The sequence below is a fragment of the Komagataeibacter saccharivorans genome (genome assembly GCF_004348195.1).
Taxonomy (GTDB): Bacteria; Pseudomonadota; Alphaproteobacteria; order Acetobacterales; family Acetobacteraceae; genus Komagataeibacter; species Komagataeibacter saccharivorans.
Genome location: NZ_CP036404.1, coordinates 1,982,501 through 2,006,181 on the forward strand (window position 1 = coordinate 1,982,501; position 23,681 = coordinate 2,006,181).

Genomic DNA, 23,681 nt, shown 5'->3' on the forward strand with positions numbered 1-23,681 from the left:
ACGCAGCAGGGCTTTTTCGTCATCGAACAGGAAGCGGGCCAGCGCCTTGCACAGTTCCGTCTTGCCCACACCCGTCGGACCCAGGAACAGGAACGAACCGATAGGACGGTTGGGGTCCTGCAATCCGGCGCGGGCACGACGTACGGCGTTGGACACCGCCTTCAGCGCCGGTTCCTGACCCACCACGCTCTTGCGCAGTTCATCTTCCATACGCAGCAGCTTGGCGCGTTCGCCTTCCAGCATCCGGTCCACCGGCACGCCGGTCCAGCGCGACACGACAGCGGCGATACCCTGATCGGTCACGGTGTCGCTGACCATGCCGTCGCCCTTGCTGATCTGGTCCGCTTCTTCCTGCGCCTTGGCAATCTGGGCCTGAAGCTGCGGCAGGCGGCTGTACATCAGCTCCGATGCCCTAGCCAGATCACCCTTGCGCTGGGCAATCTCGATATCCGAGCGGATCTGGTCCATCTCTTCCTGCAGCTTCTGCACCGCGTTGACGCGATCCTTTTCCGCATGCCACGCCGCTGTCAGCGCATCGGACTTTTCCTGCAGTTCGGACAGTTCGGCTTCCAGCTTGCCCAGCCGTTCCCTGCTGGCCGCATCGTCTTCCTTGCGGATGGCTTCGCGTTCGATCTTGAGCTGGATCAGACGGCGGTCCAGTTCATCAAGTTCTTCGGGCTTGCTGTCGATCTGCATGCGCAGGCGGCTTGCGGCCTCATCCACAAGGTCGATGGCCTTGTCGGGCAGGAAACGGTCGGTGATGTAGCGGTTGGACAGGGTCGCCGCCGCCACCAGCGCGCCGTCGGAAATACGGATACCATGATGGAGTTCGTATTTCTCCTTGATGCCACGCAGGATGGAGATGGTGTCAGCCACCGTCGGCTCACCGACGTAGACCGGCTGGAACCGGCGGGCGAGGGCCGCATCCTTCTCGATATACTTGCGGTATTCATCCAGCGTGGTCGCACCGATGCAGTGCAGCACGCCGCGCGCCAGTTCGGGCTTGATGAGGTTGGATGCATCCATCGCGCCATCGCTGCGCCCGGCACCGACCAGCGTGTGCATTTCATCAATGAAGAGGATGATCTGGCCTTCGGCGGATTCGATTTCCTTCAGAACGGCTTTCAGCCGTTCCTCGAATTCACCACGGAACTTTGCACCGGCGACCAGCGCGCCCATGTCGAGGGAAAGCAGCTTCTTGTTTTTCAGCGCCTCCGGCACGTCGCCGTTGACGATACGCTGGGCCAGCCCTTCGACAATGGCGGTCTTGCCCACGCCCGGTTCACCAATCAGGACGGGATTGTTCTTGCTGCGGCGGGCGAGGACCTGAATGGCGCGACGGATTTCCTCGTCACGGCCGATCACCGGGTCCAGCTTGCCCTGCTGGGCGACTTCCGTCACATCGCGCGCATATTTCTTCAGCGCGTCGAAATTGGCTTCTGCGTTTTCACTTGTCACTGTGCGTCCCTTGCGGATGGCTGCAATCGCCTTGTCCAGCGCCTGCGGTGTGGCGCCCCCGCCCCGCATGGCCTGCCCCGCCGGCGTTTCGGACGCGGCGATGGCGGCCAGCAGCCTGTCCTGCGCCACGAATTCATCACCAGCCTTCTGGGCGCCCTGTTCGGCGGCATCAAGCACGCGTACAAGATCGCCCGTTGCGGTCGGCTGGCCCGCACCGCTGCCCTGCACCTTCGGCAGCTTGGCAAGGGCGGCGTCATTTGCAGCCGTAATGGCGGGAACCTGCCCGCCCGCCGCACGGATAAGGGAAGCGGCAGCCCCCTGTTCATCATCCAGCAGGGCCTTGAGCAGATGTTCCGGCGTTAACTGCTGGTTGTAATCCCGCATCGCAATGGTCTGCGCAGCCTGCAGGAAACCGCGTGAGCGTTCCGTAAATTTCTCGATATTCATAAGTTCCTCGTCCCTTTCAATCAGGCGACATAACTGGTTGTGCCATGGTGCCGTCCCTCAACAGGCAACGGCATGGCGCTGGATTTCAGATGGGATCACCCGGATGTTATTACAAGATGCCAGAAGCTGATTCCCCCTCCATCCGACTGTCCCGCGCCGTTAACGGCTGACCCTTCCATAATGATGACAGGTGACCATTAGCACCGTGTTGGCAACCTTGATTCAGGTCAAGGGTGGCCTGCCGTGTCGGCGCAACGGCCATTCGCCCTACGCTGGCACCCGCCTGCCCCGACCGGGCACAGGCGGGAAACCGCGCGGATCAGCCCTTTTTGGCGACAGCAGGCCCCAGAAGCAGCATATCCGCCGCCGAGAGGCGATCCGAGGCCGTGCTGGCCTGATGCCAGTAGGGATAGATGAGCGGCGGCGCGCTGGCGGCATCAAGGCGGCTGATTTCCTCCGCCGTCAGGTCCAGTGATGCGGCCTTGAGGTTATCGGTCAGTTGCGCCTCGGTCCGCGCACCGATCACGACCGATGTAATGGCGGGACGCTGGGCCACCCACGCCAGCGCCACCTGCGCTGCGGAAATGTCCCGGGCTTCGGCAATGCTGACCAGCACTTCCACCACGTCATACAGTTTTTCAATGTCATGAACCGGCGGCTCGCCCCAGTTCTCGATCTGCCGCGTGCCCGTAGGCTGCGGCTTGCCGCGCCGGTACTTGCCCGAAAGCAGCCCGCCCGCCAGCGGGCTCCATACCTGCACGCCAATGCCCTGATCGACTGCCAGGGGCAGCAGTTCGTATTCCGCGTCGCGGGCCTGCAGGGAATAATAGATCTGCTGGGACACCGGGGCGATCAGCCGGTTGCGTTCCGCCGTGCCCAGCGCCTTCATCAGGTGCCATGCGGAAAAGTTGGAAACCCCCGCATACCGGATCTTGCCCGTGCGCGTCAGGGTATCGAGTGCTTCCAGCGTTTCATCAAGGGGGGTCTGACCATCCCATTCATGCAGGTAGTACAGGTCGATATGGTCACGACCCAGACGTTTCAGGCTGGCTTCGCACGCGCTGACCAGATGGTAGCGCGACAGACCGGCGTCATTCGCCCCGGTGCCCATACGGAACCGGGCCTTGGTGGTGATCATGATGTCATCGCTACGCCCCTTGAGGGCAGCGCCGAGAATTTCTTCCGAAACACCGGTCGAATAGATATCGGCGGTATCGAACATGTTGATCCCGGCATCGATGCACAGGTCGATCTGACGGCGGGCGCCGGCAAGGTCGGTATTGCCGGTCTTGGCGAAATCGCCCTTGCCCCCGAATGTCATCGTGCCCAGCGTGAATGCCGAGATCCGCAGGCCGGAACGGCCAAGCTGACGATAATGCATGTCTTGCAATCCTTCTGCGCGAAGCGGCGTGCAAAGCCGCACACCCTCACGCCAACTATGGGCGTGCGGGCGGGGAGATGATAATCACCTTTACCCGGAAGCAGCTTGCACGAAGGAAATCAAATATATGCGTGACATCACCGAAATGGCGGTATTTGTCACCATTGTACGCCATGGCAGCCTGTCCGCCGCGGGGCGGGAACTGGGTCTGGCCACATCCGTCATAAGCGACCGGCTGGCGCGGCTGGAACGCCGCATGGGCACGCGCCTGCTGGTGCGCACCACGCGCCGCCATGCGCTGACGGCGGCGGGACAGCTTTACTACCACGAAGCCTGCGCCATTGTGGAAGCGACCGCACGGATGGAAGCCCGCACCCGCGCCATGGCCACGACACCGGCGGGGGAACTGCGGGTCACGGCCCCCATTCCGTTCGGGCGATGGTGGCTGACACCATTCATGACGCAGTTCGCCCATCGCCATCCCGATATCCGTATCAGCCTGACGCTGGAAGACAGGGTTGCGGATATCGTGGGCGAAGGCTTTGACATCGCCATCCGCGCGACCCCCGCCCTTGATACGATGCTGACCGGGCGGCGCATCATGGAAACACGGCGCGTGATCGTGGGTAGTCCCGCCTATCTGGCGCGCAAGGGGGTTCCGACGCATCCTTCGGAACTGGAAAACCATGACTGCCTGAGCCATGGCCCCACCCCCCACCTGCATACGCAGTGGCGGCTGGGGCGCGGCGCGCAGGTCCGCACGGAACGGGTGCGCGCGCGCCTGGCCTCCACCGATTCCGAAATGCCGGTGCACTGGGCGCTGGCCGGTCTGGGTCTGGTCCAGAAATCCCTGTGGGAAGTGGAAGGCTACGTGGCCGGGGGGCTGTTACAGCCAGTCATGGAGGAATGGGAGCCGGAGCCCATATCCTTTTTCGCCATCCATCCGGTCAGTACGGCCCATTCGTGCAAGATCGCGCTGTTCATTGATGAACTGGCGCGCCATCCCGCCCCGACCGTGGCGGCACGTGTGCCGCATCCGGCCTAACCGGTATAGGTGACGTTAAGTTCGCCCACGCCCGCGCAGACACCATGCATCACATCGCCCCGCCTGACCGGCCCCACGCCCGATGGCGTGCCCGTCATGATCAGGTCGCCCGGTTCAAGGGATACAAAGCGGCTGAGGCAGGAAATGATTTCCGCCACCGACCATATCAGGTCCGACAGGTCGCCTTTCTGCCGCAGTTCCCCATTGACCGTAAGCGTGATGGCGCCGGTGGCGGGATGGCCGCAGGCTGACACGGGCACGATGGGCGAAATGGGACAGGACTGGTCAAACCCCTTGGCCAGCGACCACGGGCGGCCTGCCTTCTTGGCCACGGCCTGAAGGTCGCGGCGCGTCATGTCGAACCCCACGGCATAGCCGTAAATATGGGAAAGGGCTTCTTCTTCCGTAATGTCATGACCTGGCCGCCCGATCGCGGCGACGAGTTCCACCTCATGATGCAGGTCGGACGTGCTGACGGGAAACGGCAGCAGTCCCCCCTGCGGCACCACGGCATCGCCCGGCTTGGAAAAGAAGAAGGGCTCGGAACGTTCGGGATTGCTGCCCATCTCACGCGCATGGGCGGCATAGTTCTGCCCCACACACCATATCCGCCGGACGGGAAAGGCACCTGCCGTCCCCTTCACGGGTACCACGGGCTGGGGACTGGGGGGAAACACGTAATCCGTCACGGTACGGCGCTCCTGCAATGCTGTCGGGCGCGCATGGTGGCACCCGTCAGGGGGTGTGTCACGGCAAATGCAGGGAAATACAGGCAAAGCGGACATAAAAAAAACGCCAGCCGGGACAGCCCGGCTGGCGCTGGAAAAAGGCGGGGCCGAAACCCTGCCCCCTGTGGCGTAGATCAGTTGCGGGACTTGTCGACCAGCTTGTTCTTGCCGATCCACGACATCATGCCGCGCAGCTTCTCGCCCACCTTTTCGATCTGGTGTTCGTTGTTGCGCGCACGGGTCGCCTTGAAGCCGATGTTGCCCGACTGGTTTTCCAGGATGAAGTTGCGCACGAAGGTGCCGTCCTGAATGTCGGTCAGGATCTTCTTCATCTCGACCTTGGTTTCCGGCGTGATCACGCGCGGGCCGGACACGTATTCACCATACTCCGCCGTGTTGGAGATGGAGTAGTTCATGTTCGCGATGCCGCCTTCATAGATCAGGTCGACGATCAGCTTCATTTCGTGCAGGCACTCGAAATACGCCATTTCCGGCGCGTAGCCCGCTTCGACCAGCGTTTCGAAACCGGCGCGGATCAGTTCGACCAGACCACCGCACAGGACAGCCTGCTCACCGAACAGGTCGGTTTCGACTTCTTCCTTGAAGGTGGTTTCGATGATGCCCGCACGGCCGCCGCCATTGGCGGAAGCATAGGACAGCGCGATTTCAAGCGCATTGCCCGAAGCGTTCTGCGCCACGGCCACCAGCGACGGCACGCCGCCACCCTTCTGGTATTCGGAACGCACGGTGTGGCCCGGACCCTTGGGCGCGATCAGGAACACGTCCAGATCGGGGCGCGCTTCGATGATGCGGAAGTGGATCGCCAGACCATGGGCGAAGGCAAGGGCCGCACCCTGCTTCAGGTTCTTTTCCAGCGATTCCTTGTACAGCGCGCCCTGACCTTCATCGGGGGTCAGCACCATCACCACGTCGGCCCACTTGGCGGCGTCGGCGGGCGTCATCACCTTGAAACCGGCGGCTTCAGCCTTGGGCACAGCCGTCGACTCGGGACGCAGGCCGACCACAATGTCGGTCACGCCGGAATCCTTCAGGTTGTTGGCATGGGCATGACCCTGGCTGCCGTAGCCGATGATGGCCACTTTCTTGCCCTTGATCAGGTTCACATCGGCATCGCGATCGTAATAGACGCGCATGATCTCACTCCTTGGAGAAATAAAAACGTATGGAAAGGTAAAAACCGGAACCCTTTACAGGATCGCCGCGCCGCGGGCGATAGCGACGATGCCCGTGCGTGACACTTCGGCAAGGCCGAGCGGACGCATGAGGTCGATAAAGGCATCAAGCTTGTCAGTCGCACCCGTCAGTTCAAAGACGAACGAGGTGGCTGAAGCATCAACAGGATGGGCGCGGAACGCCTGCGCGATACGCAGCGCATCCGCACGGCGTTCGCCACTGGCGATGACTTTCACCAGCGCCATTTCACGCGCCACATGCGCGTCCTGCTTCGTCATGACCGAAACGCGGTACACCGGCACCAGCCGTTCAACCTGCGCGCGGATCTGTTCCAGCACGCGCGGGGTGGCGGTCGTGACGATATTGATGCGCGACTGGTGGCGGGTTTCATCAACCGGGGCCACGGTCAGGCTTTCGATATTGTATCCGCGACCGGAAAACAGGCCGATGACACGCGCCAGCGCACCGCTTTCGTTTTCGACCTGAATGGCAATGACCGCGGAGACGGGGATCTCCTGCTGCGTGGTCATGATCGTAATTCCTGACTGCTGAAGGCGCCGCCATGGTGGCTGTATCTGCACACATGGCGGCAGGAAGGAAGAAAGGCTGCCGACAACACGGCGGCAGCGGGGATCAGACCAGCATGCGGCCTTCGGCGCTGATCTCGTCATCCTGATCGGGGCCGAGAAGCATCTGGTTATGCGGCGCGCCCGACGGGATCATGGGGTAGCAGTTTTCTTCCTGCGCCACACAGATATCCGCCACCACCGGGCCGGGGTGGGCCAGCATCCCGGTTATCACGCCATCCAGTTCGTCCACGCATGTCGCCCGCAGGCCCCGGCCGTGGAAGCTTTCGGCCAACTTGACGAAATCAGGCAGTGCGGCGCTATAGCTTTCGGAATAGCGGGATTCATGCAGCAGTTCCTGCCACTGGCGCACCATGCCCATATACTGGTTATTCAGGATGAACACCTTAACCGGCAGGCGGTACTGCGCGATGGTGGACAGTTCCTGAATGTTCATGAGTATCGAGGCTTCACCCGCGATATCGATCACCAGCGCATCGGGATGCGCGATCTGCGCGCCCACGGCGGCAGGCAGGCCGTAACCCATGGTGCCCAGCCCGCCCGATGTCAGCCAGCGGTTGGGCCTGTCGAAGCCGAAATGCTGGGCCGCCCACATCTGGTGCTGCCCCACCTCGGTCGAGACATAGGTGTCACGCCCCGTGGCGGTGGCCAGTTCATGCAGGCGACGGATGGCGTATTGCGGGCGGATGATCGCACCCGGCGTCATGTCCTGCGTGAAACCGAGGCTGTCGAGACCACGCCATTCACCAATCTGGTGCCACCACTGCGCAAGGTCGATGGGCTGGCGGGGATTGGCGGGGGTGCAGTCCCATTCCTCCAGCATCATTTCGATCACGCGGCGCACATCGCCCACTACACCTACGTCAACACGCACGATCTTGTTGATCTGGGAGGGATCAATATCCGCATGGATCTTAAAGGAACCGGGGGAGAACGCATCCAGCCGCCCCGTCACCCGGTCATCAAAACGCGAACCCAGCGCGATCAGCACGTCACAGTCATGCGTCGCCATGTTGGCTTCGTACGTGCCGTGCATGCCCAGCATGCCAAGGAAACGGCGGTCGTCCGACGGCATCGCCCCCAGCCCCATAAGGGTGGACGTGCAGGGAAAACCGGTTTTCTCGACCAGCCTGCGCAGGGCGACGGAGGCTTCGGGTCCGGCATTGATGACGCCACCGCCCGTATAGAACAGCGGCTTGCGCGCACCCTTCATCGCGGCCACGGCACGCGCGATCGCCTCACGTCCCGGTTCGGTCTGGGGCTGGTAGGACGGATGCGGCGCGCGCGGCGGCGCGGTGTACGGCGCGGGGCCGACCATCAGGTTCTTGGGCAGGTCCACCAGCACCGGGCCGGGGCGTCCGCTGCGCGCGATATGGAAGGCTTCATGCACGCTGGGCGCGATCTCGTCGGCGCGGCGGATCAGGTAATTGTATTTCGTGGCCGGGCGCGTGATGCCGGTGGTGTCGGCTTCCTGAAACGCGTCGGTCCCGATCAGCGGCACGCCAACCTGCCCGGAAAAACAGACCACCGGGATCGAATCCAGCATCGCATCCAGCAGGCCCGTCACCGTATTGGTGGCGCCGGGGCCACTTGTGACCAGCACCACCCCCACCTTGCCGGTGGAGCGGGCATAGGCTTCCGCCGCATGCACGGCCGCCTGTTCATGGCGGACCAGCACATGACGAATCGCGTTCTGGCGGAAAATGGCATCGTAAATGGGCAGGACCGCCCCGCCGGGATAGCCGAAAATGACTTCGACCCCCTGCTCGCTCAGTACGCGCAGAAGCACTTCCGCACCGGTCTGGACAACGGATGTATCCGTGCCGGCGGTGTGAGGCTTCAGGTCGGTCTGGTGCGGTGCTGCGTTCATGGTTCCTGCTCCTTCGCCCCGGCGACCGGGACAACCGGCCTGCCACCAAGGGCGAAATCCCGGGCCGGGTTTACGGAAACCCTTGGCCCGCGTCAATGCGGTTAATAACAAAAGAAATGATTTTGTTTGTCCATCTTTCCATTTGTTGCGCAGTGGCACAATTTTCAAACCGTTTTTCATACACAACACTGTCCGCCGGGGCGGCTAGCGGATGATGGGCAAACCATGTCGCCTGACGCTTTGTATATTGCCCGGTCAGGCGGATGGCCCGTTCGGCCGCCGCCTCCCGCGTCATGTCCCCGCGCAGGACGGCGGCCAGTTCCGGCACCCCATGGGCGCGCATGGCTGGCAGCGCGGGGGACAGATCCTGTTCCAGCAGGCGGCCAACTTCCTCAAGCGCGCCATGGCGCAGCATGTCATGGAAGCGACGCGCAATGGCGGCGCGCAGTTCATCGCGGGGCGGGTGCAGGCGCATTGCGATGAAACGGGCGTCCAGCGGCGGCAGCACCGCTTCCCGCCGCCACCAGGCCAGACCATGCCCGGTCGCCGCATGCACTTCCCATGCACGGGCGATACGCTGGCCATCCGTCGGGCGCAGGGTGGAGGCTGTTTCGGGGTCACGTTCATGCAGCAGGGCATGCACCGCCCCCGGCCCCAGACGGGCAACCATTTCGCGCGCCTGTTCGCGGATGGCGGGCGGGGGCTGGGGAATATCGGCCAGCCCGTGGATCAGCGCCTGATAATACATGCCGGTCCCGCCACAGAATACCGGCACGCGCCCCGCATCCCATGCCGCATGGGCCGCCGCGATCGCCTGCGTGCGCCACCATGCCACGCTGCCATTTTCCGCAGCGGGCAGGACACCATACAGGGCGTGGGGCACACTGGCTTCATCATGCGGGTCGGGACGGGCTGTCAGGATGCGCAGTTCGCGATATACCTGCATCGAATCCGTATTGATGATCGTGCCATTCACCTGCCGGGCAAGCACCATGGCCAGCGCGGACTTGCCCGAACAGGTCGGACCCGCCACGATCAGCGCCACGCGCCCCCGTCCCGCGGGGGCGTGTTTCATTGTCTCACCCCTGTCATATCCCGGACCTCATGGCTGATTCTTCTCCTTCCTTCTCCCATACCCTTGTACTGGTGGCCAATCGTGACGCCACATCCCTTACGCAGGTGGATATCCATGCGGCGCGTGATCTGGTGCACGGGGCGGCTCCCGTCACCCTTTCGGAAGGGGAAGCTGTCGAGATCGCGTGTCATGCCCCTTCCACATGGGATGCGCCAGATATCGCCGCGCTGCGCACGGTCTTTGCCGGGCGGGGAATGGACGTGCTGGTAACGCCGCGACACGGCCGCCGCAAGCGCCTGCTGGTGGCGGACATGGACAGCACGATCGTCAACTGCGAAACGCTGGACGACATCGCGGCCCATGCCGGGATTGGTGAAAAGATTGCGGAAATCACCACGCGGTCCATGAATGGCGAGATCGAATTCGAAGCCGCCCTGCGCGAGCGCGTCGCCCTGCTGCGCGGCCTGCCGGTCAACCTGCTGGACAAGGCGTGGAAGGATGTCCGCCTCAATCCCGGCGCGCTGGAACTGGTGCGCACCATGCGGGCGAATGGCGCGCATACGGCCCTTGTATCGGGTGGGTTCACGTTCTTCACCAGCCGCGTGGCCCAGCTATGTGGCTTCAACGAAAACCATGCCAACACGCTGCTGGAAGCGGATGAGCGGCTGACAGGGCATGTCGGCCTGCCCATTCTGGGGCCGGATGCGAAGCTGGAACACCTGCGCCGTCTGGTCGCGCATGGCGGGATCGACATGCACGACGCAATGGCGACGGGCGACGGGGCCAATGACCTCGCCATGCTGCGCGTGGCCGGTGCGGGCATCGCGTTTCATGCCAAGCCCGCCGTACGGCGTGAGATCAGCAATCAGGTGAACGAGACAACCCTGCGCACCCTGCTGTTCGCGCAGGGTTACCGCGCGGACGAATTCGTCACGGCGTAGGCGCACCTGCCCCGGTGGTGGCCACGCCCGCGGGCTGGGTGTGGCTGTCCTGTGCCTCCACAAATACACGCGTGACATCGGGGTAGTGCTGCTTGATCTGGCGTTCCAGTGCGCTGACCACCGTCTCGACCTGTCCCGCACTCATATCATTGCGGAAATCAACGCTGATCGCCACCAGCACGTCATGCGGGCCGAAATGCATGGAACGGATCTCGTTCAGCCGTTCCACCCCCTCCGCCGCCAGCGCCATGCGCCGCAGGGCGACCAGAACTTCGGGGGCCACGCCTTCCCCCGTCAGCAGGGACTGGGATTCGCGGGCGAGGAACCCCGCCGTCACCGCAAGGATGCAGCCGATCACGATGGACGCCACGCCATCGAACACCGGCATGTCCAGACATTCGGCAAGGATATTGCCCACCAGCGCCACGGCCAGACCGGCCAGCGCCGCCGTATCCTCGAACAGGACGGTGAAGACGGTGGGGTCCTTGCTGACCTGTACCGCCTCGACCCAGCCGCGCTTGCCTTTGCCATCCTTGCGGAAAGCCCGCAGGGCGAACAGCCAGACAGACCCTTCGAAAACGATGCTGGCGACCAGCACGGCGTAATTGACGGCCACATGCGCCAGTGGCTGCGGATGAAGGATGTGGACCACGCCTTCAAAAAAGGAAACGCCAGCCCCCAGCCCGAAAATCAGCAGCGCCACAACGAAGGTCCAGAAATACAGTTCCAGCCCGTGCCCGAACGGATGCAGCGCCGTGGCGGGACGGGTCGCGCGCCGGATGCCGACCAGAAGCAGGCCCTGGTTGCCGGTATCGATAAGGGAATGGATGGCCTCGCTCAGCATCGAAGCGCTTCCCGTCACGATGGCCGCACCGAATTTCGTGGCGGCCACCAGCAGGTTACCCAGCAGGGCCGCGAAAATGACTGTTCGGGAAGAAGCGGAATGTGCCATTGATTTTCAACCTGAAATACATCCCCATCCTATGCCCCTTTCCCCCCTTTTGACAGACTGCGCGGCTCATCCCTGCCAGTTGCGGTTGGCGGGGTGCCTGTCCTATGGTCGGACGATAATGCCTGTGGAGGTCTCCGCCTTATGCGCACCACTGTGATCCAGATGGCGCCCGGCGCATCCGCGCCCGAAAATATCGACCGTGCCCGCGCACTGATCAATGCCGCCGTCAGTTCCGACAAGCCCGATCTTGTCATCCTGCCGGAAATGTGGAGCTGCCTCGGGGGCACGCGGGACATGAAGTTCGCCGCCGCCGAAAACCTGCCCGCCCCCGATGACAAGGGCGAAGCCGGACCGCTGTACGCGTTCCTGTCCGGCATCGCGCGCGAACATGGCATCATGCTGCATGGCGGTTCCATCGGGGAACGGCATGGCGGCAAGCTGTTCAATACATCCCTGTTCTTTGACGCCGAAGGGCATGAGCGCGCGCGCTACCGCAAGATCCATCTGTTTGATGTGACCACCCCCGGCGGCGAAGGCTACCGGGAAAGCGATACCTATGAACCCGGTTCCGATATCGTGACCGTGCCGCTTGACCACGGGCTGAAGGCCGGGCTGGCCATCTGTTACGATATCCGCTTCCCCGCCCTGTTCCACGCGCTGCGCGCACGCGGCGCCAATGTCCTGCTGGTTCCCGCCGCCTTCACGGTGGAAACCGGTCTTGCGCACTGGGAAACGCTGCTGCGCGCGCGCGCGATCGAAACCCAGTGCTGGATGGTCGCCTGCGGCACCACCGGCACCCACACGGACGAAAACGGCCAGAGCCGCCGCACCTATGGCCATTCCATGATCATCGACCCATGGGGGACGATCGTGGGCCAAGTATCGGACGGACCGGGCTGGAGCACCGCGCGCCTTGACCGCACGGTGACGGAGAGCATCCGCGAGCGCATGCCGGTCATGGCGCATCATCGCCTGTCCATCCACACTCCATGAATGACGCGTCATACCCGGACTGGACTGACGGCACCCTTCCCACACGGCTGCATTTCGCCGCCGCCCCCAATGAAAGCGCCGAACTGTGGCTGGACCGTCTGGTCGGGCAGTACGGGCAGTGCCCGCCGGAAACGGCGGATGCCCTGATCTGCCTGGGTGGCGACGGCTTCATGCTGGAAACGCTGCATACGACACTGGGGCGCAGGCTGCCGGTTTATGGCGTCAACTGCGGAACCGTGGGTTTCCTCATGAATCCGGCGGTTCCGGACAACCTGCCGCAGCGTCTGGCCGCAGCACAGGCCGCAACCCTGCACCCGCTGCGCATGAAGGCCACGACACGCGGAGGGGAATGTATCCACGCCCTGGCGCTGAATGACGTGTTCCTGTTCCGCCAGACACGGCAGGCCGCGAAAATCCGCATTGAGGTGGACGACCGCGTGCGCATGCCCGAACTGATCTGCGATGGCGTGCTGATCGCAACGCCTGCGGGTTCAACGGCCTATAACCTGTCCGCGCATGGGCCGATCGTGCCCCTTTCGGCCAACCTGCTGCCGCTTACCCCCATCAGCGCGTTTCGCCCGCGGCGGTGGCGCGGCGCGCTGCTGCCCTCCTCCGCAAGGGTGCGCTTCGACATTCTGGAAACGGACAAGCGCCCCGTCGCGGCGGTGGCCGATTTTACCGAAGTGCGCGATGTCGTTTCCGTCGAGATCAGCGAAGCACGCGAACTGCATACCACCGTGCTGTTCGATCCGGGCCAGAGCCTGTCGGAACGGATCATAGCCGAACAGTTCACCGCCTGATCCCGCTTCAGGCGGGCACCATGCGATGCAGGCTGGCCCCGTTGGCATGCAGCCATTTTTCCGCCTGACGGCGGTGCGGGGTCAGCCTGTCCACCAGCAGCCAGAAATCCGGGCCGTGATTCATATGGCGCAGATGCGCCAGTTCATGGGCGATGATGTAATGCTGTACTTCCTGCGGGGCCATGACCAGCCGCCAGCATAACATGATGGCGCCATCGGACGAGCAGCTTCCCCAGCGGCTTTTCGTATCGCGCAGCCTGACCTGCGTGGGGCGAAGGCCGCACTGCCCGGTCAGCAGGCGCAGCCGCGCGGGCAGCAGCACCTGCGCCTGCGCACGCAGATAGGCCGCCACACGACGGGCAATGAACTCCTCGGCCCCGCTTACGTGCAGCCGCCCGTCCTCCAGCCATACGCCGCGCCGCGCATCAGGACAGTGGCGGATTTCATGCCTCTGTCCGTCCAGCAGGACATATCCCCCGTCGCATAGTTCCGGCGTGGGCGGCAGGCGGGACAGTCCTGCCGCCACCCAGCCTGAATGCGCGCGCAGCAGGGACAGCCCGTCGGCCTTGCGCGCGCCGCGTGGCAGGGTGATGATGACATGCCCGCTACGGGGATCGATGCGCATGGAAATCCGCCGCGCCTGCCGCGAGGGCCGCCATTGCACCGTTACCTGACCGGAGGCGATGGGCACGGTTTCCACAGCCGCGACAGCGCCCGCCACCATCAGCGACGACGCGGCCGCTTACGGCAGAAAGCGCCGCGGGGCGCTTCCCCCGGCCAGTCGATCACATGGTCTTCCAGCATCCCCGCCTTCCGTTCGCTTATGACCCGGCCGCTTACGGATATTCCGGCCTCATGCACGGTCTCGCGCGTGCCCGATACCAGCGGATGCCACCATGGCAGCGGTTCACCATCACGCACCAGAATGTAGCCGCAGGTAGGGGGCAGCCAGTCGATTTCAGCCACCATTTCCGCCGTCAGGCTGATGCAGTCCTGCACGCGGCGCTGACGGTTGGCGTAATCGGTGCACAGGCAGGTATCGGTATCAAGCAGCCGACAGGCCACATCGGTGAACAGCACCTCGTCCGTGTCCTCCTCACGCAGCTTGTGCAGACAGCACCGGCCACACCCGTCACACAGCGACTCCCACTGTTCGCGCGACATCTGCTCCAGCGGGGTCGTTTCCCAGAATGGGGGCGTATCGTGCGTCATGCGCGTGATCCTGACGTATCCATGCGTAAAAAACCTTAAGACCGGGCAACCGCCACCATGGCGCACAGGGCGATCATGATGATGGAAAACGCCGTCACCCCCGCCACCGGACCCCCAAGCAGCGGCAGCCACAGCAGCCGCATCCTTGCCTTCATATCCGCGCCCAGCCCGCTAGCCGTACGCACAAGGCCGGACGGAATCCGGTCCAGCACACGCAGCAGCGGCCACATGGCGGCAGGGGCCAGACATATACCCTGCATGCCGCTACCCACCATACCCGCCATGCCCATATGGGCGGGCCACCACAGGGCAAGCCCCAGTCCCGGCAGCACAAGGGCCAGCATCAGCCCGCGCAGCAGGACACACCGTTCAGGCCATGCCCGGTACAGCACGGCCTGCACCGCCAGCACCAGCAGACAGCCCACCAGCAGCCCCGCAGCCGTACAGCCCATATCCAGCCCCAGCAGCCCAGCAGGCCGGAACGCGATTTCGGGTATCATCAGGTCGCGTTCCGCAGCCACGTATCAAACCGCCGCGACAGGGCGGCGTAGTGGGTCTGCCAGAACTGGACATCCACGGGCAGGACCCTGCCCTGATGGCCGGGGTCCGGCACGGACGCCGGATACAGACCAAGGAAGGCCGCCTGCCGGTCAGGCTGGATAATAAAATGCAGCAGGTTGCGCGACTGACCCAACTGCTCCGCCGACTGGCCAGCCACTACCCCCCATGACAGGCCATAGGACAGCGCCATATCCGCATTCACACCAATCGTGTCCCTGCGGGCGGGGGCGATGGTCCGTACCGCATCCCCCGGCGCGCTGCTCATCAGCACCTGTCCGTGTTCCAGGATGCTGGCGGCCTCCGCTGGGGTGGACCACCACGTTATGTAAGGACGCAACTGGCTCAGCTTGCGAAAGGCGCGGTCCACCCCCTGCGCGGTAGCAAGCTGGTTATAGACATCATCGGGGGGCACCCCATCGGCCATAAGCGCGATTTCAAGCGTGGTGCGGGGGTCATGCCGCAACCCGCGCTTGCCGGGAAAGCGGACGATATCCCAGAAATCCGCCCAGCGCGGGGCGGTTCCGCTCCATGCCCGGTCCCATGCCACCACTACCTGCGTGGTCAGGCCCGGCACGCCACAGCCATCGGGGTTGGTCGTACTACCCGCCAGATGCACGACCAGCCCCTGCACGCATGCGGCACGGATGGTACTGTCATCTGTAAAGACCAGTGACCATGATCCCCTGCCATCCGCATGCAGGCCATGGGTATCGAGTTCCTGCACGGTGCCATGCCAGACCCTGTGGATCACCGGCTGCCCGGACATGCGGGCAAAGGGCTGGAAAAACGCAGCATTCTGCGCCTGTTCCAGCCGCGAATCCATGGTCGCCACCACCAGGGCCGGTTTATGGCGTGCCCTTGCCGCATGACCTGAAACGGGCAGCAGGGACAGCCCCCCCGTTGCCGCAAGCAGGCAGAGCAGGGCTGAACGGATGGACCAACGGGGCACGAACTGAAACACGGACAGGAAACAGCCTTTTACGCAGATGCTGACGGATGCCGGACGCTACCCCATTTCGCCGCGGAACGGAAAGGCAATTGCCTGCGCTGGCTGCCAGGCCAGCATGGCCGTCTGCCCCGGCTTCACACGTTGCAGCCCCGGCGCGGGGGGACGGCGGGCAAGCAGTTCCTCCCCATTGGCCAGCCGGAAACGCAGCAGGACATGATCGCCCATCTGCCGCAGGTCGGTCAGCGTGGCTTCCAGCAGCGGCGGTTCATCGGGGTCGGCGCTGACCGCCATGCCGGGGCGGGTGGGAAAAATGACCGCGATACGGTCGGGACGGATGCACAGCGTGGCAAGCTGGTCCGCCGCCACGTCGGGTGCCGCCATGGCTTCGACCGGCAGGCCACCGGGCAGATGCGCCCGCGCCACGTCGTCATCGATACTGGCCACGCGGACCGTCAGGCTGTTGGCATGGCCGAACCCGGTGGCAACCCGGTCACAGGCCGGGCGGTCGAACAGATCGAGCGCCGTGCCCGTCTGCACGATTTCCATGCCCGACATATAGGCGATGGTATCACCCAGAAGCAGCGCATCCTCACGCTCCCGCGTCAGCAGGACCACGCACAGCCCCCGCGCCTGCACAAGCCGCCCGACAAGGCGGCGCATGGCGACACGGCTGACCGGCGGCAGGGATGTGAACGGATCTTCCAGCACCAGCACGGCCGGGTCCAGCACCAGCACCCGACCGATCATGACGCGCAGCGCCTGCTCGCGCGTGAGGGAAAGGGGACTGGCGTTTTCGAGTCCGTCGAGTCCCAGCAGCGCCAGAACCGCGCGCACCCTTGCCGCCACCGCCTGCGTTCCCACGCCGCGTGCGCGCAGGGCAAAGGCCAGGTTGGCCTGAACATTCATATGGGCGAATAGCGGGTCCCGCCAGCCTGCCAGCACGCAGGGTCGCCTGCCTGCGGGCAGGGTCGTGATATCGACCCCGTCGACCTCGATCCGGCCCGCATGCACCGCCGTCTGCCCCACCAGCATGTCCGCCACGACCGACAGACATTCGGCGCGGTCATTCACAATGGCCAGACAGGACCCTGCGGATGCAGAAAACGACAGCGCGGACGCACCGGAAAAAGCCCTCAGTGCGTTGACAACCAGCCGTAAGGAGAAAGGAGACATGCGATAACAGAAACCTGACTGGGGAGATAACGCGTTATAAGCAATGGTTGCCTCCTTACCAGAGGATTATGGACTTTACCCTTCATAAAGGACCGGACAATGAGCAAGACAGACACCATCAAGCAGGTTACCCATGAAGACCTGCAGGCCCTGAAAAGCCAGATCGAAAACCTGCTGGGCGCACACGGCAAGCAGGCGCTGCATGATGTCGCGGGCAAGGCCGAGCATCTGGTCAGCAACGCACGCGAAACGATCGCGGAACACGCGCCCAAAAGCGGTGGCTCACGCGCTCGTTCGCTGGTGGCTATCGCCATTTTCTCGGTGATCGGCTACTTTCTTGGCCGCGCGACGAAATAAGGCGTTTTAGCCTGCTGCAACCAGAGGATATGCGAGCATCATGAGAATAGGCGAAATCGGCAGAACCATCATCGAAGGGGAACTGACCCTACGCAAACTGATGGCAATCCGTCTTGGTCGTCAGGCCGCATTTCTGGTTGTCGCAGCTATATTCGCTTTCTTTGCCGTCATTTCAGGGCATGGCCTGCTGTGGGCCTTCTGCTACCAGACGCTGGGCTTCAGCGCGCTGGGGGCGGCGGCCACGGTGTTCGCGGCCGATGTGCTTGTGGTTCTGATGGGGCTGGTCATGGGGCGGCGCTCCTACATGACCCCGGAAGAAATCCGCGTGCGATTCGCCCGCGAACATGCCCTGAACGAACTGCGGCAGACGGTGGCCCTGTCCGCCGTGGCCACCACGGTGGCGGGACCGCTGACACGTCACACGCTGCGTGCCGTGTGGGGCGTGCTGCAGACCCTGATGGGCCGCCGCAGATAAGCCAGCCCCCCTGCGCCCGGACTATCTGGCAATGATCTACGTCATTGCCAGATAGTATCCATGCCGAAATTGCATTGGCTCACATTGTCGTTTTCTGGAAACGTGCAGCGGTTGGATATAATAAGCACGCAAATGGTTTGCATGCTTAATAACTGCATGTCCCCGCTGACGGAACACAATGCCCGATTTCGAGCGCAACGAGAAAGAACTGTCGTTCGGTCGTCGTCTTGCCCGGCTTGGCGCCGCATGGCGGCGGCAGGTCGACAATGACCTGCGCGACTATGGCCTGACCGAGGCGACATGGCGGCCCGTTCTGTATCTGGGGCTGCTGCCGCCACCCGTGCGCCAGACGGACCTTGTCCGCGCGCTTGAAATCGAAGCCCCTTCCGTCGGTCGCCTGCTTGACGTGCTTGAACGCCGCGGCCTCGTGTTCCGTTCCCCCGACCGGGCGGACAAACGCTCCAAGCTGGTCAGCCTGACCGACAAGGGCGAACATATCGCCCGGCAGGTCCGCCATGCGGTTGAAGCGGTATCGAGCCGCCTGCTGGACGGCATCTCCACCCCCGAACTTCAGGCCTGCTATTCGGTCTTCGAACGGATCGAGGCCAATCTGTATGACCGGACCGGCGCATCCGCCGAAGTGGCGGGGGGACCGTCATGAACTTCCCGGTCGCTCCCCTTCCCCCCGTTCGGGTCGGACAGGACACATCCATAATGGCACCCGATGCCGGATGGACCCGCCATGATGGCGGCAAAAGGCGGACATCTTTGCACTTTGGCGCCATTGCCGGTTTCTTCCGCTCGCCCGGTCCGCTACAGATAGCGGCGGACACGCGGGGCATCTGCCATCGTCTGTTCCCGCCTGCTTCTCCTTCAACGGGACCGTTCGGAATGAGAACCGCCTGATGCTGAGCGAATTCAATCTATTCGGTGTCTTCATGGCACCGATTGTGGTCTATGCCGTCGCGGCCCTGCCCGTCACCATGCTGTTGCGCTCGCTGTTATGGTGGTGTGGCATCATGAAATGGTTCTGGCATCTCGCCCTGTTCGAGGTCGCGCTATACACTTGCGTCCTCTGCCTCATGATCCTGTACATCTGACTGCCCCAAGAAGGTTCGAGAAATCCCCATGCCCCTCCTGCGCACCCTCATTCGTGTGGTCCTGACCCTGGCGGTCGTAACGATGGCCATCGTCATGGGAATCACCTTATGGGACACCTACATGATTGCCCCGTGGACGCGTGATGGACGTGTCCGTGTCTATGTTGTCGATGTGGCGCCGGAAGTATCGGGAACGGTGGTGCAACTGCCGGTGGTCGACAACCAGTACGTCCATCGTGGCGACCCGCTGTTCGTGCTTGACCCCGTGCGTTTCCGTCTGGCCATCCGCGAGGCGCAGGCCCGTCTGGACGGCGCGCTGGAGGACCTGAAGCTCAAGCAGAATGACGCACGCCGCCGTATGGGGCTGGGTGGCATCGTGTCGGCGGAAGAGCAGGAAGTCTTCAACTCGAACGTCGCAACCCAGATCGCATCGGTGGACGCGGCCCGCGCGGCCCTTGATCTGGCCAAGCTGAACCTGCAGCGCTCCATCCTGTATTCCCCCGTCAACGGCAACATCACCAACCTGAACCTTCGGGTTGGTGATTACGTGACCGAGGGACATGCCCGGCTGGCGGTGATCGATGCGGATTCCTACTGGGTCAACGGCTATTTTGAAGAAACCAAGATGTGGGGCGTGCATGTGGGTGACGAAGCCCGCGTCAAGCTCATGGGTTACAAGGACATCATCCCCGGTCACGTCGTCAGCATCGCGCGCGGTATCAACGACCAGAACGGCAAGCCCGACGGGCTGGGCCTGCAGGATGTCAGCCCGATCTTTACATGGGTGCGACTGGCGCAGCGTATCCCGGTGCGTATCCATCTGGACCACGTGCCTGACAGCGTGACGCTGGCCGCCGGCATGACCGCCACGATCAGCGTCGGACCCCAGTCCCGTACCCAACGCGGCCGTCTGACGACCTGGCTGCAAGACCATCTGTAAGGCGCCGGGCACGATCATGAACATCAATTCCGTTACCCGCAGGACCGGCCTGTTCCTGACCGCGGCCATCTTCCTGACCGGCTGCACGGTCGGGCCGCGGTACCAGTCGGACCGCATGAAACCCCCGGCCAAGTTCACCGAGGACGATCACGCCGCCACGCCGGAGGAGATCGAGGAAACCGACCGGGAACTGAAGCAGTGGTGGCATCTGTTCAAGGACCCTGAACTCGACAGGCTGGTCGACAAGGCGATTGCAGGCAATTACGACCTGCAGGCAGCCGGGCAGCACATCCTTGCGGAACGCGCCATCCGCGATGTGCAGGCATCGCAGTGGTATCCGCAGCTTGATGCCGATGCGGGCGGCGGTAACGTGCGGTATTCGATCAATATCGAAAACTGGCCCCTTCGCCCCGGTAACCCGGCCAACCACCCGGATGCGAACTACCTGACCTACGGCATGGCCGGAAGCTGGCAGCTTGACGTATTCGGTCGCATCCGCCGCAGCGTGGAAGCGCAGAAATACGCGGTCGAGGCGACGATCGAGGAACGTCGCGCGCTGATGGTCATGATCCTGTCCGAAGTGGCAAGCGATTACATGATGCTGCGTGACCAGCAGTTGCGGCTGGAGATCGCGAACAACAACATCCACGTCGCGCAGGATGCCTATGATCTGACCAACCGCCTGTATCTGGAAGGCGTGGGCAACACGATGCAGATCGCGCAGGCCAAGGCGGAACTGGATTCCCAGACCGCGGCGCGTGAACCGCTGAAGACCCATATCTCCCAGATCACGCATGCGCTTGATGTGCTGATGGGACAGATGCCGGGCACGTCGGAAATCGAACTGAAGGTAGCCAAACCGCTGCCCAAGGTGCCGGAATTCCCCGCGGCCCTGCCGTCGATCGTCCTTGCCAACCGTCCCGACATCCGCACAGCCGAACGCCAGTACGCCGAAGCCACGGCCCGAATCGGCATGGCGGTGGCGCAGCTTTATCCGAATTTCAGCATCCCCATCAGCTTCAATCCGAACGCATCCGTTATGTCCCAGATGACGGAAGCCGCCACGATGAGCTGGCAGTTCCTGATGATGGCATCGCTGCCGCTGATGCACGGCGGCAAGATGACATCGCAGGTCCGCGCAACGCAGGCGGCGGCGGAAGCCAGCCGCCTGAACTATCGCCAGACCGTGCTCAAGGGCTTCCGTGAAGTCGAAGATGCGATGGCCGCATGGCATGATGATGAAGAACACACGGAACTGCTGGCCAAGGCGGCGGAAGACAGTGCGCTGGCCAGCGAACGCGCCCGCAAGCTGTATGCCGCCGGTCTTGTCGGCTTCCTGGAAGTACTGACGACGGAACGCACGACCCTGAACGCCCAGAATGCCGAAGCCATGGCGCGGCTGGAGCGCCTGCAGGATGCCATCAACCTGTACACCGCACTGGGCGCCGGGTGGCAGGGCATAGCCCTGACCAATACAACCCTGCCGGTATCACTTGAAAAGCAGAACATACTGGCCCGCGCATTCCAGCAGTAAGTTTTCCTGATACTGGCCTGCGCGGACGGGCGGGCCAGTATCAGAAACACGCCTCCATTCCTGCACCTATGCATGTCGGGTGAGGTCATCCGGCTGACAGTCCAATAAAATCCCTGCCTGACGATTGTCCTGCGTCCCACTTATGCTAAACAGGGCGGCATATGCGAGCTTGGCGGAATGGTAGACGCACGAGACTTAAAATCTTGCGCCCGCAACAGGGCGTGCGGGTTCGAGTCCCGCAGCTCGCAGACCATGACTAGTTATATATTATTAAGTAAAAACGTATGCTTTATATGTTTTTACTGTCGCGGCACGGGCAGGCTGCGGCAAGAGACCTTATATTACAGATCTGTCTCCAACCGGGGGCAGGCGCTCCTCAATTCTCCTGCTAAAATCGTAGCGCGTGCAGGTCGCACCACAGCATTTATTCATTAAATGAAATATTTCTTCTCGATTGAATTATATAATATTAATTCAATCAATGTAGATGAAACGTAACCGGAAGCAATACATGTCTGCCATTCAGATTTGTTCCCGTTGCCGAACACTGCACCTTGGTGGCAGCAGCAAGGGCGGTGCTGTCCAGATCATCGTAGCCGGTGCCGGTTTTCAGGGTCGTCTGTAACACCTGTCCCTGTTCCCCGAGTGTCAGATCCACCACTGCACTGCCTTCTTCGTGCATATGCCGCGCCATTGCGGGGTAACGCCATGAAGGCTGGGTACAATGTGGTGCCGTAGCGGATGATGCCGTTGTCCCTGCTGTCGCGCCATTCTGTGGCGCAATGGCGGGATGGCTCGCGCTGCCTGCCTGTTGTCCGCCCGGTGTAGCAACCGCGCCTGCGCTGCTGTGGACAGATACAGCATGCGCCGGAACGGGCGGAGCCGCCGTGGGTGCCGGACGTACCACCGGCCGGCGTATTTCATCCTGCTGTCGCACCTTTGGCTGTGGCTGTGGCTGTGGCTGTGGCTGTGGCTGTGGCTGTGGCTGTGGCTGTGGCTGTGGCTGTGGCTGTGGCTGTGGCTGTGGCTGTGGCTGTGGCTGTGGCTGTGGCGTAGCCGATGTGGGCGCGGGCGCAACCTCCGGCCGGTCAAAAAAGACCTGTATGCTGTTTTTTTCGCCCGCCAGTTCATGCACCGGCGTCTGGCGCGGTAACAGCCATGCCCCGATCATGCCATGCACCAGTATCGCCAGGAGCACGGCCCAGCCGGCGGCCATGGCACGCCAGCCCGGACGTTCGGACATGGTGGAAAACGGTGTGGCAAGCCTGCCTGCGCGTCTGTCCTGCTGCTGCACGCTTCTATCCATTACGGTGGCAAGACCTTACCCAGATTTGACAAAAACGTAGGCGTATCCGAGAACACATACCCGTTACCGCCCTTATCTTACAGCCAGAAAGCACCCGTTCAAACATGGGCCACGCCCGCCACCCTTTCCTGCATGACATGCCTGCGATCCGCTGGATCATGGTGCTGTGCGCATGCCTGGGGCTGTGGGGGCAACTGCTGATTGAAAGCCGCAGCCTGCCGGGTGAGCTGCCGCGTTCGACCATCATGCGGCTGACAGGCATCGACATTGCGCCGATGCCCCACATGGCGGACATGCCGCAGGCCGATGCCAGCCACGACACCATGATGGATGACATGGGGCCGGGACATACCGACCCCATGGACCAGCCGGGCCATGACCATACCGAAGGCTGCCCGCTGTGCCCGCTGCTGCACCTGCCTGCGCTGGTCCTGACCGTCCTGCCCTTTGTCCCGCTGCCGCCCGTTACGTGGGCACGCCCCCGGCATGCACTCAGCCAGCCGCGCGCGCCGCCGCCCGTCATACTGGGGCTTCCCCCTGCGCAGGGGCCACCTTCCGTATCCTGAACCCCCATGCCGCCGCATGCCCCCGTGGGCATGCGCT

The 23,681-nt window shown here is 63.1% G+C and carries 25 protein-coding genes and 1 tRNA gene (1 of these 26 cut by a window edge); 12 read left to right on the plus strand and 14 right to left on the minus strand.

Going from position 1 to position 23,681, the window contains the following annotated elements; genetic code table 11:
- On the minus strand, positions 1-1,905 hold the 5' portion of the coding sequence (clpB, locus tag KSAC_RS09060; RefSeq protein ID WP_102324866.1) for an ATP-dependent chaperone ClpB. It extends 699 nt beyond the left edge of the window; the window shows 1,905 of its 2,604 coding nt (coding positions 1-1,905); it begins with the start codon at positions 1,903-1,905; its stop codon lies off the left edge, out of view.
- Between the two features lie 319 nt (positions 1,906-2,224).
- Positions 2,225-3,286, minus strand: a complete 1,062-nt coding sequence (locus KSAC_RS09065) for an aldo/keto reductase (protein WP_132305164.1) — start codon at positions 3,284-3,286, stop codon at positions 2,225-2,227.
- A gap of 127 nt (positions 3,287-3,413) precedes the next feature.
- On the opposite strand from KSAC_RS09065, the gene KSAC_RS09070 reads away from it, so the two are divergent.
- Positions 3,414-4,331, plus strand: a complete 918-nt coding sequence (locus KSAC_RS09070) for a LysR family transcriptional regulator (RefSeq protein WP_102324868.1) — start codon at positions 3,414-3,416, stop codon at positions 4,329-4,331.
- On the opposite strand, the gene KSAC_RS09075 is transcribed toward KSAC_RS09070, so the two are convergent.
- The 5 genes from KSAC_RS09075 to miaA form a co-directional block, all read right to left on the minus strand.
- Positions 4,328-5,020 carry a fumarylacetoacetate hydrolase family protein gene (locus tag KSAC_RS09075; RefSeq protein ID WP_243705173.1) on the minus strand — a complete coding sequence of 231 codons (693 nt, stop codon included), beginning with the start codon at positions 5,018-5,020 and terminating at the stop codon, positions 4,328-4,330. The genes KSAC_RS09070 and KSAC_RS09075 overlap by 4 nt on opposite strands.
- Before the next feature lie 173 nt (positions 5,021-5,193).
- Positions 5,194-6,213: a ketol-acid reductoisomerase gene (ilvC, locus tag KSAC_RS09080; protein ID WP_102324870.1), complete on the minus strand. Its 1,020-nt coding sequence runs from the start codon at positions 6,211-6,213 to the stop codon at positions 5,194-5,196.
- A 54-nt stretch (positions 6,214-6,267) separates the two neighbouring features.
- A complete protein-coding gene (ilvN, locus tag KSAC_RS09085) occupies positions 6,268-6,783 on the minus strand; it encodes an acetolactate synthase small subunit (RefSeq protein ID WP_102324871.1) in 516 nt (171 codons plus the stop codon).
- A 103-nt stretch (positions 6,784-6,886) separates the two neighbouring features.
- Positions 6,887-8,710 (minus strand): biosynthetic-type acetolactate synthase large subunit, encoded by a 1,824-nt coding sequence (ilvB, locus tag KSAC_RS09090; protein WP_132305165.1) that lies wholly within the window; start codon positions 8,708-8,710, stop codon positions 6,887-6,889.
- 70 nt (positions 8,711-8,780) lie between these two features.
- Entirely contained in the window at positions 8,781-9,785 is a 1,005-nt protein-coding gene (gene miaA / locus KSAC_RS09095) for a tRNA (adenosine(37)-N6)-dimethylallyltransferase MiaA (RefSeq protein WP_132305166.1), read from the minus strand.
- Positions 9,786-9,814: 29 nt separating this feature from the next.
- On the opposite strand from miaA, the gene serB reads away from it, so the two are divergent.
- The gene (serB, locus tag KSAC_RS09100) at positions 9,815-10,726 is read left to right on the plus strand and encodes a phosphoserine phosphatase SerB (protein WP_102324874.1); all 912 of its coding nucleotides are present in this window, start codon (positions 9,815-9,817) and stop codon (positions 10,724-10,726) included.
- Here serB and KSAC_RS09105 read toward each other — a convergent pair.
- Positions 10,716-11,678 (minus strand): cation diffusion facilitator family transporter, encoded by a 963-nt coding sequence (locus tag KSAC_RS09105; protein WP_102324875.1) that lies wholly within the window; start codon positions 11,676-11,678, stop codon positions 10,716-10,718. The genes serB and KSAC_RS09105 overlap by 11 nt on opposite strands.
- Before the next feature lie 141 nt (positions 11,679-11,819).
- Here KSAC_RS09105 and KSAC_RS09110 point away from each other — a divergent pair, with 141 nt between their 5' ends.
- Both KSAC_RS09110 and KSAC_RS09115 read left to right on the plus strand, forming a co-directional pair.
- Positions 11,820-12,671: a carbon-nitrogen hydrolase family protein gene (locus KSAC_RS09110; protein WP_102324876.1), complete on the plus strand. Its 852-nt coding sequence runs from the start codon at positions 11,820-11,822 to the stop codon at positions 12,669-12,671.
- Positions 12,668-13,471, plus strand: coding sequence for an NAD kinase (locus KSAC_RS09115; RefSeq protein ID WP_132305167.1), 804 nt, complete (start codon positions 12,668-12,670; stop codon positions 13,469-13,471). Before KSAC_RS09110 ends, KSAC_RS09115 begins: the two co-directional genes overlap by 4 nt.
- Before the next feature lie 7 nt (positions 13,472-13,478).
- Here KSAC_RS09115 and KSAC_RS09120 read toward each other — a convergent pair whose 3' ends face one another.
- The 5 genes from KSAC_RS09120 to KSAC_RS09140 are packed head-to-tail and all read right to left on the minus strand — an operon-like array spanning position 13,479 to position 17,366.
- Positions 13,479-14,195, minus strand: coding sequence for a M48 family metallopeptidase (locus KSAC_RS09120; protein WP_102324878.1), 717 nt, complete (start codon positions 14,193-14,195; stop codon positions 13,479-13,481).
- A complete protein-coding gene (locus tag KSAC_RS09125) occupies positions 14,195-14,683 on the minus strand; it encodes a YcgN family cysteine cluster protein (protein WP_118962690.1) in 489 nt (162 codons plus the stop codon). The genes KSAC_RS09120 and KSAC_RS09125 overlap by 1 nt, the downstream gene beginning before the upstream one ends.
- A gap of 35 nt (positions 14,684-14,718) precedes the next feature.
- A complete protein-coding gene (locus KSAC_RS09130; protein WP_132306206.1) occupies positions 14,719-15,183 on the minus strand; it encodes a hypothetical protein in 465 nt (154 codons plus the stop codon).
- Entirely contained in the window at positions 15,183-16,193 is a 1,011-nt protein-coding gene (locus KSAC_RS09135; protein WP_243705174.1) for an extracellular solute-binding protein, read from the minus strand. The genes KSAC_RS09130 and KSAC_RS09135 overlap by 1 nt, the downstream gene beginning before the upstream one ends.
- Positions 16,194-16,250: 57 nt before the next feature.
- Positions 16,251-17,366, minus strand: coding sequence for an ABC transporter ATP-binding protein (locus tag KSAC_RS09140; RefSeq protein WP_110548229.1), 1,116 nt, complete (start codon positions 17,364-17,366; stop codon positions 16,251-16,253).
- 99 nt (positions 17,367-17,465) lie between these two features.
- Between KSAC_RS09140 and KSAC_RS09145 the strand changes: the two genes are divergently transcribed.
- From KSAC_RS09145 to KSAC_RS09175, 7 genes are all read left to right on the plus strand, one after another.
- Complete coding sequence (locus KSAC_RS09145) at positions 17,466-17,723, plus strand: hypothetical protein (RefSeq protein ID WP_102324882.1); 258 nt, start codon at positions 17,466-17,468, stop codon at positions 17,721-17,723.
- A 40-nt stretch (positions 17,724-17,763) separates the two neighbouring features.
- Positions 17,764-18,198 carry a hypothetical protein gene (locus tag KSAC_RS09150; RefSeq protein WP_118962688.1) on the plus strand — a complete coding sequence of 145 codons (435 nt, stop codon included), beginning with the start codon at positions 17,764-17,766 and terminating at the stop codon, positions 18,196-18,198.
- Between the two features lie 178 nt (positions 18,199-18,376).
- Positions 18,377-18,859, plus strand: a complete 483-nt coding sequence (locus tag KSAC_RS09155) for a MarR family winged helix-turn-helix transcriptional regulator (protein ID WP_102324884.1) — start codon at positions 18,377-18,379, stop codon at positions 18,857-18,859.
- A gap of 244 nt (positions 18,860-19,103) precedes the next feature.
- On the plus strand, positions 19,104-19,298 hold the full coding sequence (locus KSAC_RS09160) for a DUF1656 domain-containing protein (protein ID WP_010510087.1): 195 nt from the start codon (positions 19,104-19,106) through the stop codon (positions 19,296-19,298).
- A 28-nt stretch (positions 19,299-19,326) separates the two neighbouring features.
- Positions 19,327-20,238: a biotin/lipoyl-binding protein gene (locus KSAC_RS09165; RefSeq protein WP_102324885.1), complete on the plus strand. Its 912-nt coding sequence runs from the start codon at positions 19,327-19,329 to the stop codon at positions 20,236-20,238.
- Between the two features lie 16 nt (positions 20,239-20,254).
- Positions 20,255-21,772 carry an efflux transporter outer membrane subunit gene (locus KSAC_RS09170; RefSeq protein WP_132305168.1) on the plus strand — a complete coding sequence of 506 codons (1,518 nt, stop codon included), beginning with the start codon at positions 20,255-20,257 and terminating at the stop codon, positions 21,770-21,772.
- 163 nt (positions 21,773-21,935) lie between these two features.
- Positions 21,936-22,020: transfer RNA gene (locus KSAC_RS09175), tRNA-Leu, on the plus strand.
- Between the two features lie 230 nt (positions 22,021-22,250).
- On the opposite strand, the gene KSAC_RS09180 is transcribed toward KSAC_RS09175, so the two are convergent.
- Positions 22,251-23,078, minus strand: a complete 828-nt coding sequence (locus KSAC_RS09180) for a TonB family protein (RefSeq protein WP_132305169.1) — start codon at positions 23,076-23,078, stop codon at positions 22,251-22,253.
- 104 nt (positions 23,079-23,182) lie between these two features.
- Here KSAC_RS09180 and KSAC_RS09185 point away from each other — a divergent pair, with 104 nt between their 5' ends.
- The gene (locus KSAC_RS09185) at positions 23,183-23,644 is read left to right on the plus strand and encodes a DUF2946 family protein (RefSeq protein ID WP_174234089.1); all 462 of its coding nucleotides are present in this window, start codon (positions 23,183-23,185) and stop codon (positions 23,642-23,644) included.
- Positions 23,645-23,681 lie beyond the last annotated feature (37 nt).